This window comes from Streptomyces sp. NPDC048650, assembly GCF_043199095.1.
Taxonomy (GTDB): Bacteria; Actinomycetota; Actinomycetes; order Streptomycetales; family Streptomycetaceae; genus Streptomyces.
On the sequence record NZ_JBICVM010000005.1, the window covers coordinates 104,367 to 117,807 of the forward strand.

The window sequence follows — 13,441 nt, forward strand, 5'->3', positions numbered from 1 at the left end:
ATGAGCGGCGGTCGCGCCGGCCGGCCCGGACGCCGCTGCCGTCGACCGGAAGCCGCGCCGGACCCACGGCAGGGTCCACCGTGCGCAAACCGCCGTACCACGCGCCACCCCCGGGCGTAGGGTCGGTTTCCGTGACCTCGAACCCCTTCTTCCAGCAGAGTGAACTGCCCTACGAGCTGCCGCCGTTCGCCCGGATCCGGCCCGCGCACTACCGGCCGGCCTTCGAGCGTGGGATGGCCGACCAGCTGGCCGAGGTGGCGGCCATCGGGGGCCGTGCCGAGCCCGCGACCTTCCAGAACACCGTCGAGGCCCTGGAGCGCAGCGGCTCGGTACTGCGCCGGGTCCGTCGCGTCTTCCGCAACGCGGCGGACGCGGACACCGACGCGGAGATCCAGGCCATCGAGGCCGAGATCGCGCCCCGGTTGGCCGCCCACGACGACGCCCTGCTGCTCGATCCCGCCCTGTTCGCCCGCTTCGACGACCTCTTCACACGGCGCGGCCGACTCGACCTGGACGACGAGCAGCTGCGGATTCTGGAGCGCCACCACACCCAGCGTGTACGGGCCGGCGCCCGCCTCACCCCCCAGCAGCAGCGGCGGCTGCGCGAGCTGAACGCCGAGATCGCCTCCCGCTGCACCGAGTTCCAGCAGAACCTGCGCACCGCCACCGCCGACGCCGCACTGGTGCTGGATCGCGCCGAGGAACTGGCGGGGCTGCCCGCGGACCAGATCGCGGCCGCCGCCGAGAACGCCGACGCCCGAGGCCACCACGGTAAGTACGTGCTCAGCCTGAAGAACTTCTCCCACCAGAGCGAGCTCGCCGCGCTGGCGGACCCGGCGCTGCGCGAGCGGCTGCTCGCCGCCTCCCTGGGGCGCGGCAGCACGAGCAACGGCCCGGTCGCCGTCGCCCTGGCCACCCTGCGCGCCGAGCGCGCCGCCCTGCTGGGCCACCCCAGCCACGCCGCGTGGGTGGTCGCCGACGGGACCGCCGGATCCACCGGTGCCGTCGAGGACATGCTGGGCCGGCTGATCGCCCCCGCCCTCACCAACGCCGCCCGCGAGGGCGATGCGCTCGCCGAGGCCGCCGGAGTGGACGAGATCAGCGCGGCCGACTGGCAGTACTACTCCGAGCGGATCCGCAAGGAGCGGTTCGACGTCGACGCCGCCGCGCTGCGCCCGTACCTGGAGCTGGACAACGTACTGCGCAACGGCGTCTTCCACGCCGCCGAGCTGGTCTACGGCATCACCTTCACCGAGCGCACCGACCTGGTGGGGCCGCATCCCGACGCCCGCGTCTTCGAGGTGCACGACACCGACGGCGGCCCGCTGGGCCTCTACATCGGCGACTTCCACGCCCGCCCCTCCAAGCGCGGCGGCGCCTGGATGGACGAGCTCGTGGCCCAGTCCCACCTGCTCGGTCAGAAGCCGGTGGTCATCAACCACCTGAACATCGCCAAGCCGCCGGCGGGCGAGCCGGTGCTGCTCACCTGGAGTGAGGTCACGACCCTCTTCCACGAATTCGGCCACGCGCTGCACGGCCTGTTCTCCGACGTCCGGCACCCGACCCTGTCCGGCACGAAGGTGCCGCGCGACTTCGTGGAATTCCCCTCGCAGGTCAACGAGATGTGGGCGGACCGGCCCGAGGTGCTGGCCCACTACGCGCGCCACCACCTCACCGGCGAGCCGATGCCGCCCGAGCTGCCGGCACGGCTGCGCGAGGCGGAGAGCTTCGGCGTCGGTTTCCGGATGGTCGAGCACCTTGCGGCCGCGCTGCTCGACTGGGCCTGGCACTCCCTCCCCGTCGACGGCGGGCCGCTCGACCCGGACGGCGCCGAGGCCTTCGAGACCGCCGCGCTGGAGCGGTACGGGCTCGCCCTGGCCGCGATCCCGCCGCGTTACCGCACCGGCTACTTCGCCCATGTCTTCGGCGGCGACTACGCCGCCGGTTACTACGGCTACCGCTGGGCCGAGGTGCTGGACGCCGACACCGTGCGATGGTTTCGCGAGAACGGGAAGACGGTGCGCGAGAGCGGTGAGATCTTCCGCCGCGAACTCCTCGCCAAGGGCGGGGGCGTCGATCCCATGAGGGCGTTCCGGGCGGTTGTCGGGCGCGACCCGGAGATCGGACCGCTGCTGGCCCGGCACGGCCTGACGGCCGGCTGACCGCGCCCCCGTACGCCCGTGTTCACACCACGCGTTCCCGCGGCGTCTCGGACTCGTCCGGTTCGTCGGGCAGCTTCACATCGCTCACCGCGGTGTTCACCTCCACGACCTCGAAGCCGGTCATCCGCTCGACGGCGGAGATCACGTTCTCCCGGACGGCACCGGCCACCTCGGGGATGATCTCGCCGTACTCGACGATGATGTCCAGGTCGACCGCGGCCTGCGTCTCGCCGACCTCGACCTTGACGCCGTGGACGGTGGTGCCCGGCCCTCCCGGGACGCGTTTGCGCAGGGCGCCGACGGATCTGGAGAAGCCGCTGCCCAGTGCGTGGACGCCGGGCACCTCCTCCGCGGCGAGGTAGGCGATCTTGGCGACCACGCCGTCCGCGATGGTCGTCCTCCCGCGCTCCCGAGGGGCGCCGGCCCGCTGAGTCCCCTGCGGACGGCGCTCGTTGAAGTCGGTCATGGCGCATCACCCCTTTGCTCCACCGGGAGCAAGAATCGGTCCACCTCTTCACGCTAGGGCGTCCCAGGGGATCCCGCCTCTGCGGACCGGGACGCCGTGGTCGGGGGCCTGGCGGCCCTGCGGTGGCCGGGCGGAACGCCGAACCCGGGGCGGGGTGCCGGCGGGAAGGTTCGGGCGCCGCGGGGTAACAGCGCGCCGGTGCGGGGGTATTGCGGCGCAGGCGCCGACCGGCCCGGTACGTCGCCCGAACCGGGCCGGAGCCGGGCCGCGTCGATGCCCGCTCAACACGGCGGCGCAGGCGGCCCTTCGGCGCCTGCGCCGGGAGTACGGAGGTCGTCGACGTCGTAGCCCCGCGGGAGCCGGGCGACATCGGAACGGCGGATCCGCAGCAGTTCCTGGTCCTCTTCGGGCACCAGGATGGAGACATCGACACCGGCGTCCTCGCCGAGCACCCGCAGTGCCATCACGGACGCCACCTGCACGCTGCGGTGCCCGCCTGTCACCTGCCGTATGAGCAGGTCGACCGCGCCGGCGTCGTCCTGGGCGGCCAACCGTGCGAGTCCTTCGACGGCGGTGGTCCGCAGGATGATCTCCTCCCCGACGGTGGAGAACCGGTGCGCGTCCTCGGGGGCACGCTCCGGTGGGATCGGGGTGGCCAGGATGGTCCCGAAGACGTCGGTCGCGGTCGGCAGCCGAAGGTCGGTGAGCAGTTGGACGACGCCCCAGCGGTCGGGATAGGCGCTCTCCGGCAAGGTGTCCCAGCCCCGTTGCAGCAGTGCGGCGACCTCCTCGGAGGGATACCCGTGCAGCGCGTCGAGTGCCCGCTCATAGTTCTCCTCCGCGTACGCCCCGGTGCCGCTCATGGCGTACAGCGCCTCCGCGAGCGCCGTGCCGAGGCCGCCGGAACCGGCGAAGTTCCATCGGTGTTCCTCCTGGAGGGGGCGGCGTTCGTGCCGCCGCCCGTCCGCCGACGGCGGCTCTCCCAGCCGGGGCGGTGTGCTTGCGGGGGGCGGTGTGCTCTCGGGTCCGTCCTTCACGACCATGAAGTTGCCGTCCCTTCGGCAGTGCCCTTTCCCACCCTGGGTGCTCGCCCAGTGGCGTTCGGAAAGGGGGCAGGTGAACCGGCGCGGCCGGTGGAGAGCCACGAGTCGTCCGCCGACGACTCCGCCCGGCGTCACATTCTCGTCCATGCTTCTCGGCCCTCTCGGGGGCCGCAACCGCAGTCGGGCGCCGCCCGCCCCCACGGGGCCGGTCGGCACCGGGGATACCGGGCTCCCCGGCGGAGGCCGCCCGGCGGCGGGTGGGCCGATCGGGTGGTGGGTGCCACCGGACGCGCCCGCTCCCGGCCGGGTACCGCTCACACCCGGCCGTGGGCCTTCTGGGCGCGCCGGGACAGCGAGTCGATGACCACCGCGAGGAGCAGCACCCCACCGGTGATCATGAACTGAACGGCCGTCTGAATCCCCATGAGCGCCACACCGGACGCGATCGACTGGATGACCAGCACGCCGAGCAGCGCGGACCAGGTCCGTCCCCGGCCGCCGAACATGCTGGTCCCGCCGATGACCGCCGCGGCGATCGCGTCCATCAGCAGGTTGCCGGAGCCCGAGGTCTGGCTGGCGGAGGTGACGCGGGACGCCAGGAACAGGCCGCCGATCGCGGCCATCGTCCCGGAGACCATGAAGACCGAGATCCGCACCAGGCCGACGTTGAGGCCGGTGCGGCGGGCGGCCTCCACGCTGCCGCCGAGCGCGAAGATCATCCGTCCGTAGGGCGTGCGCCGCAGCACCACGTCCAGGCCCACCAGGAAGACGACGAAGATCAGCAGGGCCAGGGGCAGGCCCTGGAACTGGTTGAGGACGGCGGCCGCGGCCAGGCTGACCGCGGCGAGCAGGGCCGTGCGCACGAGGGTCGCGCGCAGCGGCCGGGACGGTACGCCGGCCGCGCGCCGCCGCCTGGTGTCCAGGTAGCAGACGAGGAAGTACCCGGCGGTACCGACCGCCGCCAGGCCGTAGGCGGCGGCGACGTCGGTGAAGTAGTGGCCGGTCAGCATGGCGACCAGCCCCTCGTCGTCGAGGTTGATGGTGCCGTCCGAACCCAGGAGGTAGAGCATCAGGCCGTTCCAGCCCAGCAGGCCGGCCAGGGTCACCACGAAGGCGGGCACGCCGACCTTGGCGAAGAAGAATCCCTGCACGGCTCCGATGGCCGTACCGGTCAGCACCGCCAGCAGCAGCGCCACCCCCTCCGGCAGGCCCTGCTTGACGTTCAGCACCGCGAACGCGGCCGCGGAGAGGCCGCTCACGGATCCGACGGACAGGTCGATCTCGCCGAGCAGCAGCACGAAGACGACGCCGATCGCGATCAGGCCGGTGCCGACGATGTCCACGCTCAGGTTGGACAGGTTCCGCGGCGAGAGGAAGTTGGCGTTGGCGGTCTCGAAGATGATCCACACCACCACGAGGCCGAGGACGACGGGGAGCGAACCGAGCTCGCCGCTGCGGAACCGCCGGGTGAACGCCGCCACGGCCCCGTGCACCCCGCGACCGGCCACGGTCGCCGGACCACGGCCCTGGCCGCCCGCCGCGCCCCCGGCGCGAGGGTCTCCCGCGCGCCGCGGTCCGCGCTTTCCGAGCGGCCAGGTCCGGCTCACGGCTCCAGCTCCCACCCGTGTGTCGTCCGGCGGGTGACGGCGTTGTCCGTGGCCCCGGTGATGGAGGAGATGATCTGTTCGTGCGAGGTGCTCGTCACGTCGAAGAACCCGTTGTTGCCGCCGAGCCGCAGCACGGCGACCCAGTCCGCGACGGCCTTGACGTCCCCCATGTTGTGGCTGACCAGCAGCACGCCCAGACCGCGTTCGCGGAGCTGGTCGACCAGGTCGAGGACCTGGGCGGTCTGCTCGATACCGAGTGCGGCGGTGGGCTCGTCCAGCAGCACCAGCCGGGGTTCGCCCAGGAGCGAGCGGGAGATCGCCACGGTCTGCCGCTGGCCACCGGAGAGGGACGCGACGGGCAGGCGCACGCTGGGCATCCGGATGGCGAGGGTGTCGAGCAGGTCCAGGGTGAGGCGTTCCATCTCGACCTCGTCGAGGACACCGGCCCGGTGGATCTCGCGCCCGAGGAAGAGATTGCCGACGACATCCAGGTTGTCGCACAGCGCGAGGTCCTGGTAGACGGTGGCGATCCCCATGTGCCGGGCGTCGTGCGGCCGATGGATCTGAACTCGGCGGCCCTCCCACTCGATGACGCCCTCATCGGCGGGGTCGACGCCGGCGATCACCTTGACGAGCGTGGACTTGCCCGCGCCGTTGTCGCCCACCAGCGCGACGACCTGCCCGGCGCGGATCTCCAGCGCGACGTCACGGAGCGCCTCCACGGCGCCGTACCGCTTGTAGATTCCGCGCAGTGACAGCAGCGGGGGTGCGGCCATGGGTACCGCCTCATCCGGTCAGGCCCGCCCTGGCACAGGCGGCCGCGAACTTGGGCGTGCAGATCTGATCGATCGTGTACATACCGTCCTTGACGACGGTGCTCTTGATGGTGTGGACGTTCAGGGCGACGGGGTCGAGCAGGACGGCCGGGATGCCGTGTGTCGTGGGGCTGTCGACCTTCTGGTCGGTGATGCCGTCGAGCGATCTGCCGTGGCCCAGCGCGACGGCCATCGCGGCGGCGGTGGCGGCTTCCGGTGCGAAGGGCTTGTAGACGCTCATGAGCTGTTCGCCCCGCAGGATGCGCTGGACGGCGGCGAGTTCGGCGTCCTGCCCGGTGACCGGGGGCAGGGGAGAGATCTTGGCGGCCTTCATCGCGGCGATGACGCCGCCGGCGAGACCGTCGTTGGCGGCGTAGACGCCGTCGATCCGGTCGGCGCCGAGGGCCGAGATGGCCCCCGACATGTTGGCGTTGGCGTTCTCGGGCCGCCACCCCGCGGTCTCGTAGGACGCGCCGATCCGCACCTTGCCGTGGAGGACGGCCAGCGCGCCCCCCTTGAACCAGGCGGAGTTGGGGTCGGTCGGGGCACCGTTCATCATGACGATCCGGCCGCCGTGCGCCTTGCCGCCGAGCGCCGTGAGCAGCGCCGCGCCCTGCAGTCGGCCGACCCGGGCACCGTCGAAGGTCACATAGCCCGAGACCGGCCCTTCCGCGAGACGGTCGTACGCGACGACCTGGATGCCCGCCCGCCGGGCGTTCTCGACCGAGGAGCGGAGCGACCGGGAGTCGACGGCGTCCAGGATCATCACCTGGACCCGCTTGGTGATCATCGCGTCCACCTGTTGCTGCTGGGTGGCCACATCGTGCTGCGCACTGGCGAACTCCACCGTGCAGGTGGGGCACAGCTGGTGGACCTTCCGCTCGATCAGGGGCCGGTCGAACTTCTCGAAGCGGCTGGTGTAGTCCGGCAGCAGCAGGCCGATCTTCACGCCGCCGGAGGCGTGGCCGCCCGGTGGGTGCGCCTCGCCGGCGTTTCCGCAGGCCGCAGCGCCGACGGCCAGGCACAGCCCGGCGAGGACGACGGCGGCCCTACGGCGGCGGCCGGTCACCTCGGCGGTCCTCCTCGCGGCCGTGGCGGAGCGACTCCCGCCGCGGGCAGCCGTTCGCCGGGCGACAGCTCGACCTCGCTCCACACCTGCTTGCCGCCGCTCAGCGGCACCGAGCCCCACGACGCCGACACCGCCTCGACGAGCAGCAGCCCGCGGCCACCGGTCGCCTCCCAGTCCACGCCGGCGGGTTTGACGGGGGCCCGCGGCGACGTGTCGTTCACCGCGATCCGCAACCGGCCCGCGGCCAGGGTCAGATCCAGCCGGACCTCGCCCTGGGTATGGGCGATGGCGTTGGTGACCAGCTCGGACACCACCAGCAGGGCCACGTCCATCTCCTGCGTCGCCTGCCAGGACCGCAGCGTGCGCGCGGTGAAGCGCCGGGCGTGCATCACCGCGTCGGGAAGCCGCCACACCGTCCAGCGGGCCCGGGTCGGGCGGCTCTGCATCCCGTCGTAGCGCAGGACCAGCACCGCCACGTCGTCGTCGCGTCGCTGGGCGCTGCCGATCAGCTCCTCGGCCACCCGCCCGGCGTCGGCCGGATCCGCCGCACCGAGCGCCTCGCGTACCTTTCGCAGCCCGTTCTCCAGAGGGAGGCTCGCCGACTCGGCCAGGCCGTCGGTGAGCAGCGTCAGGACGGTCCCAGGGGCCAGGCCCACCTCGGTCAGCGGGAACTCACCGTCGACGATCACCCCCAGCGGGGGGCCGCCCTCGACGGACAGTTCCTCGGTGCTGCCGTCGGGATGCCGCAGCAGCGGCGGCAGGTGTCCGGCCCGGACGAACCATGCGATGCCCTCCTCCATGTCCAGATCGACATAGCAGCAGGTGGCGAAGAGATCGGTCTCCATGCCGACGAGCAGGCGGTTGGTGTGGGCGACCACCACGTCGGGCGGGTGGCCCTCCACCGCGTAGGCCCTGATGGCCGTGCGCATCTGGCCCATGATCGTCGCGGCTCCGGCGCTGTGGCCCTGCACATCGCCGATGACCAGCGCCACGTGACCGTCGGACAGCGGGATGACGTCGTACCAGTCGCCGCCCACGTCGAGCCCCACGGTGGCCGGCAGATAGCGTGCGGCGGCCACCCCACCGGCCAGTTTCGGCAGCTTCCGGGGCAGCAGACTGCGCTGGAGCATGGTGGTCAGCTCGTGCCGGGCGTCCAGTGCGTGGGCGCGGACCAGGGCCTGTCCGGCGAGCCCGGCGGTCGCGGTGAGCAGCGACCGCTCCTCCGGCCCGAACCGGTGCTCCCGGTCCCAGCCGACCAGGCACGCTCCCACCACCCGGCCGTCCGCCGGCAGCGGCAGTACGGCCAGGCCGCCGGGGCCGACACCCATGAGGCCGGGTTCGAGGACGGCGTCCGGGGGCCACAGGGACACCTGACCGGCGCGTAGCGCGGCCTCCAGGGTGGGCAGGGTGTGGCAGGAGGCGTCGGGCCATTCGGAGCGCCACTCCGAGCGCCATTCCGCGGGCCAGGCATCCGGATCCGCGGGATCGAGGACGGTCACCACGAACCGGTCGGCCTCCAGCTCGGCGACCGCCACCCGGTCGGCGCCCAGGGGCACCCGCAGGGCGCCGGCCACCACCCGGCTGACGTCCCGGATGGTCGTCGCCCCGGCCAGCGCCGCCGACAACCGCTGCACAACGGCGACCTCGTCTGCGCTGGGTCGCAGACAGGAGGCGTCGGCGACCACGCCCAGCACACGCTCCGGTGTGCCGTCGGTGCCCACCGGCACTCGGCAGCGCAGGCTCAGCCAGCGCAGTTCACCGTTGGGCAGGCGGATCCGGAACGACAGCTGCTGACCAGGGGAAGGCAGCCGGCCCGGCTCCACGATGGCCATCAGCGCCGGCACATCGTCCGGGGCGGTGCGCGCCAGCAGCGTCTCCACCCGGCCGTCGAACTCCGCCGGCACGATGCCGAACAGCTCCAGCACCCGCGCCTCCGCCGCCATCCGCCCGGTGCTCAGCCGCAGCGTGAACGCGCCGCCCCACAGAGTGGCCAAACCGCGGGCCGGCAGCGTGCGTCGGTCCGGCGCGGTACGCCCCCCGGTCCGTCCGTCGCCGCGGGCCGCGATGCCCTCCAGACCCGCCGCCACCTGGTCGGCGTGCAGCTCCAGCAGGCTGCGCCGTTCGGCACGGAAGCCGTTCGCGCCCTGGTCCACGACCACCAGGCACCCCAGCCGCTGGGTGTCCCCGCCCAGCGGCAGTACGCCCACCGGCCCGCCGGCCGCGAATTCCGCCGGGCCCAGCCACAGGGGGCGCCCCGTGCGGAAGGCCGTGGCGATCGGGGAGTCACCGGAGAGGGGGCAGCGTCTCGGCAGTCCGCGGGGGATTCCGACGCCGACGGCCGGCCCGGCCAGCAGAAGATCACCGTCGTCATCGGCCGGCACATAGACGGCGGTCAGTTCGGTCCCGGAAGAGCCAAGGACCTGCGCGGTCACTGCTTGCACCGCCTCCGTACGCGGGAAGCCGTCGTTGTACGCCACGGTCGCCGTATCCGCCCTCGGGGTCGGGGCGTCCACCCCGGCCTGCCCTCATCGGGCATTTCGCCATTTACCGCTTTCCTTCCATGGTGCGGCATCAAGGGAGAGGCAGCTAGGTCGGTGGTTCGGAGCAGGGAGCGGGGTCTGGTGTGTGCCCCCGGCCCGTCGGGCCGGTCAACCGGGTTCCCGTACCGCGGCCCCCTGGGCCCGGTCGGCCGCCGGATCCGTGAGCGCGTCCGGAGTCCGGTCGAGCGGAGTCCGGTCGAGCGGATACCGACTGACCGTGACCGGGATTCCGATCCGGGCCGCCGCCCGGAGGAACTCCTGCCCGTCCTGCCGTGCAGGGGAGGTCAGGCTGCGCAGGTTGCGTTGGGCGCGACGGCGCGTTCCGGCGGCGTCACAGGTCCGCCTCCTCGCCGATGTACAGCCCCGCGAACGCCTTCGCCGCGGACTTCGAGCCGAGCAGCCGCCGCAGCCGGGCCGCGGCGGTGCCCGCCCGGAACCGGTCGCCCGACGAGGCGCCGTGCAGCACGTCCGACAGCCACTGCGAGAACTCCAGGTACTGCCAGACGCGCCGCAGACATGCCTCCGAATAGCCGGCGAGGCCGCGGTCGTCGCCCTGATAGTGCGCGATCAGGGCGTCGCCGAGCAGCAGCGCATCGTTGATCGCGAGATTCATGCCCTTCGCGGCGATCGGCGCGACGAGGTGCGCCGCGTCGCCCGCCAGGAAGAGGCGCCCGTAGGACATGGGCTCCACCACGTAGTTGTGCATGCCCAGGACCACCTTCTCGATCAGCGGTCCTTCGGTGAGCGGCGGGGCGCCCGCGGCGGCGAGCCGGGTGCGCAAGGCGTCCCACACCCGCTCGTGCGACCACTCCTCCGCCCGTTCGCCGGGCGCGACCTGAAGGTAGTAGCGGGTGACCTCGGGGCTGCGGGCCATATGGGCGCCGAGCCCGCTCTCGTGGATACCGAAGACCACCCCGGCCGCGGACGGCGGCGCCTCGGCGAGCAGCGCGAGCCAGGCGACGCCGTGGTCGTACCGCGTCATGACCATCCGGTCGGCGGGTATCGCGGCCCGGCTCACCCCGCGGGCACCGTCGCAGCCCGCGATGAAGTCGCACTCGATGAGATGCCGCGCGCCGGTGACCGGATCGGCGTACGTCACCGCCGGCCGCTCGCCGTCGACCTCGTGCAGCCGCACCTCCCGTACGCCGAAGCGCACATCGCCGCCGGACCCGTCCGCGTATGCCGCGACGAGGTCGGTGACCAGCAGCGGCTGCGGATAGACGTAATGACGGCTGCCCGACAGCTGCGCCGTCCGCAGCACATGCTGCTCCCCACCGAAGCGGAAGGCGAACTCCGCCTGGGTTTCGGCCCGTTCGAGCAGCCGCTCGGCGAGGCCGTGCCGGGACAGGGCGCGCACCGCCCATTCCTCGATGAACCCGGCACGCGGCCGTTGCTCGACGAACTCCCGGCTCTCCGCTTCGAGCACCACACAGTCGACACCGGCCGCGTGCAGCAGATTCGCCACGGTGAGCCCGGCGGGACCGGCCCCCACGATGACGACGGACGTGCGGGCGCGGGTGGCGGGGGGAGTCGACACGTCGAGGGGGTCCCTTCAGGGCGCGGACGAAGATCGTACGCAGTATGGCGGTTGACGGGTACGGCCGGTCCGGCGGCCTGCACCCGAAGGCGGCATGCCGACGCGAGCCCGGTGACCGGGGTGCGTACGCTGACCTGGCCGTCTCGTCGATGGCCGAAAGCTTTCGCCGTACGACAGGAGCGCACGATGAGCTCGCCCGCCCCGGCAGGTTCTGCTGCCAGGACCCCCGCACGCAGCCGCCTGCGGGCATGGATGCTGGAGGGACTGGCCGATATGGCCAGGCATCAGGAGGGCGCACAGCCCACGCCGGAGCCCGCCCACCGCGGGCAACGCTGGTGGCGGGTGATGTGCCTGACGGGCGTGGACTACTTCTCCACCCTCGGGTACCAGCCGGGCATCGCCGCCCTGGCCGCCGGCCTGCTGTCGCCGATCGCCACCATCGTCCTCGTCATCGTCACGCTCGCCGGCGCGCTGCCGGTGTACCGCCGAGTGGCGGAGGAGAGCCCGCGCGGCGAGGGCTCGATCGCGATGCTGGAGCGGCTGCTGTCCTTCTGGAAGGGCAAGCTGTTCGTCCTGACCCTGCTGGGCTTCGCCGCCACCGACTTCCTCATCACCATCACCTTGTCGGCGGCCGACGCCTCCACCCACCTGGTGGAGAACCCGCACGTCAACAGCGTTCTGCACAACCAGCAGATGGTCATCACCCTCGTCCTGGTCGCCCTGCTGGGTGCGGTGTTCCTCAAGGGGTTCCTGGAGGCGATCGGGGTGGCGGTCGTCCTGGTCGGGCTCTACCTCGGGCTGAACGTGGCCGTGGTCGTCGTCGGGCTGTGGCACGTGGCCGCCGCGGGCCATGTGGTCACCGACTGGTCCCATGCGCTGACCACCGAGCACGGCAACGTCCTGGCGATGGTCGGCGTGGCCCTCCTGGTCTTCCCGAAGCTGGCGCTGGGCCTGTCCGGATTCGAGACCGGTGTCGCCGTCATGCCGCACGTCGAGGGCGACGAGCAGGACACCGAAGCGCGCCCCACCGGCCGGATCCGCGGCACGAAGAAGCTGCTCACCACCTCCGCCGTGATCATGAGCGTCTTCCTGATCATCACCAGCTTCATCACGACCCTGCTCATCCCGGAGAGCGCGTTCAAGTCCGGGGGCAGTGCCAACGGCCGCGCCCTCGCCTACCTGGCCCACGAATACCTGGGCTCCGCCTTCGGCACCGTCTACGACGTCTCCACCATCGCCATCCTCTGGTTCGCCGGCGCCTCCGCCATGGCCGGACTCCTCAACCTGATGCCCCGCTACCTGCCCCGCTACGGCATGGCGCCCCACTGGGCGCGGGCGGTGCGCCCCATGGTGCTGGTCTTCACGCTGATCGCCTTCCTGGTGACCTGGATCTTCAACGCCGACGTGGACGCCCAGGGCGGCGCCTACGCCACCGGCGTCCTCGTCCTGATCAGCTCCGCCGCGATCGCCGTGACCATCGCCGCCCGGCGCGCCCGCCAGCGCGGCTGGACCATCGGCTTCTCGGTGATCTCGGTGGTGTTCCTCTACACCACCGTGGTCAACGTCATCGAGCGGCCCGACGGTGTGAAGATCGGCGCCTGCTTCATCGCCGGCATCATCCTGGTGTCGTTCCTCTCCCGCATCGCCCGCGCCTTCGAGCTACGGGTGACCAGCGTGGTCCTCGACGACACGGCCGAACAGTTCGTCCGCGACGCCGCCGGGCACGGCATCCGCTTCATCGCCAACGAGCCCGACCAGCGCGATGTGGCCGAATACCGCGACAAGCTCGAGCAGATCGGCGCCGACAACGACATTCCGCCCGAGGACGACCTCGTCTTCGTCGAGGTCACCGTCGGCGACCCCTCCGAGTTCGAGAGCGAGCTGCGGGTGCGCGGCGAGCTGCTGCACGGCCGCTACCGGGTGCTCTGCGTCGACAGCTCCACCATCTCCAACGCCCTCGCCGCCCTGCTGCTGCACGTGCGGGACATGACCGGGCAGCGGCCGCACATCTACTTCGAGTGGACCGAAGGAAACCCCTTCGCCCAGTTCCTGCGGTTCTTCCTCTTCGGCCAGGGCGAAGTGGCCCCGGTCACCCGCGAGGTGCTGCGCGAGGCCGAACCCGACCGCGACCGCCGCCCCCGCGTCCACGTCGGATGAGCGCCCCGCGGTGGCCCGTGCCAACTCTTTCGCGCACCGGCCACC

General features: G+C 72.3%; 9 protein-coding genes. 2 read left to right on the forward strand and 7 right to left on the reverse strand.

What is annotated here, in order from left to right; translation table 11 throughout:
- The first annotated feature begins 131 nt into the window (after positions 1-131).
- Positions 132-2,162, forward strand: coding sequence for a M3 family metallopeptidase (locus ACGFML_RS15655; RefSeq protein ID WP_393543942.1), 2,031 nt, complete (start codon positions 132-134; stop codon positions 2,160-2,162).
- A 22-nt stretch (positions 2,163-2,184) separates the two neighbouring features.
- Here ACGFML_RS15655 and ACGFML_RS15660 read toward each other — a convergent pair whose 3' ends face one another.
- The 7 genes from ACGFML_RS15660 to ACGFML_RS15690 form a co-directional block, all read right to left on the reverse strand.
- On the reverse strand, positions 2,185-2,628 hold the full coding sequence (locus ACGFML_RS15660) for an Asp23/Gls24 family envelope stress response protein (protein WP_393543944.1): 444 nt from the start codon (positions 2,626-2,628) through the stop codon (positions 2,185-2,187).
- Positions 2,629-2,909: 281 nt separating this feature from the next.
- Positions 2,910-3,665: a hypothetical protein gene (locus tag ACGFML_RS15665; RefSeq protein WP_393543946.1), complete on the reverse strand. Its 756-nt coding sequence runs from the start codon at positions 3,663-3,665 to the stop codon at positions 2,910-2,912.
- A 320-nt stretch (positions 3,666-3,985) separates the two neighbouring features.
- Positions 3,986-5,278: a sugar ABC transporter permease gene (locus tag ACGFML_RS15670; RefSeq protein ID WP_393543948.1), complete on the reverse strand. Its 1,293-nt coding sequence runs from the start codon at positions 5,276-5,278 to the stop codon at positions 3,986-3,988.
- On the reverse strand, positions 5,275-6,054 hold the full coding sequence (locus ACGFML_RS15675; protein WP_393543949.1) for an ATP-binding cassette domain-containing protein: 780 nt from the start codon (positions 6,052-6,054) through the stop codon (positions 5,275-5,277). Before ACGFML_RS15675 ends, ACGFML_RS15670 begins: the two co-directional genes overlap by 4 nt.
- Before the next feature lie 10 nt (positions 6,055-6,064).
- Complete coding sequence (locus ACGFML_RS15680; protein ID WP_393543951.1) at positions 6,065-7,162, reverse strand: substrate-binding domain-containing protein; 1,098 nt, start codon at positions 7,160-7,162, stop codon at positions 6,065-6,067.
- Positions 7,159-9,594 carry a SpoIIE family protein phosphatase gene (locus tag ACGFML_RS15685; protein ID WP_393544674.1) on the reverse strand — a complete coding sequence of 812 codons (2,436 nt, stop codon included), beginning with the start codon at positions 9,592-9,594 and terminating at the stop codon, positions 7,159-7,161. Before ACGFML_RS15685 ends, ACGFML_RS15680 begins: the two co-directional genes overlap by 4 nt.
- 439 nt (positions 9,595-10,033) lie before the next feature.
- Positions 10,034-11,239: a 4-hydroxybenzoate 3-monooxygenase gene (locus ACGFML_RS15690; protein ID WP_393543953.1), complete on the reverse strand. Its 1,206-nt coding sequence runs from the start codon at positions 11,237-11,239 to the stop codon at positions 10,034-10,036.
- Between the two features lie 186 nt (positions 11,240-11,425).
- Between ACGFML_RS15690 and ACGFML_RS15695 the strand changes: the two genes are divergently transcribed.
- Positions 11,426-13,396 (forward strand): amino acid transporter, encoded by a 1,971-nt coding sequence (locus ACGFML_RS15695; RefSeq protein ID WP_393543955.1) that lies wholly within the window; start codon positions 11,426-11,428, stop codon positions 13,394-13,396.
- Positions 13,397-13,441 lie beyond the last annotated feature (45 nt).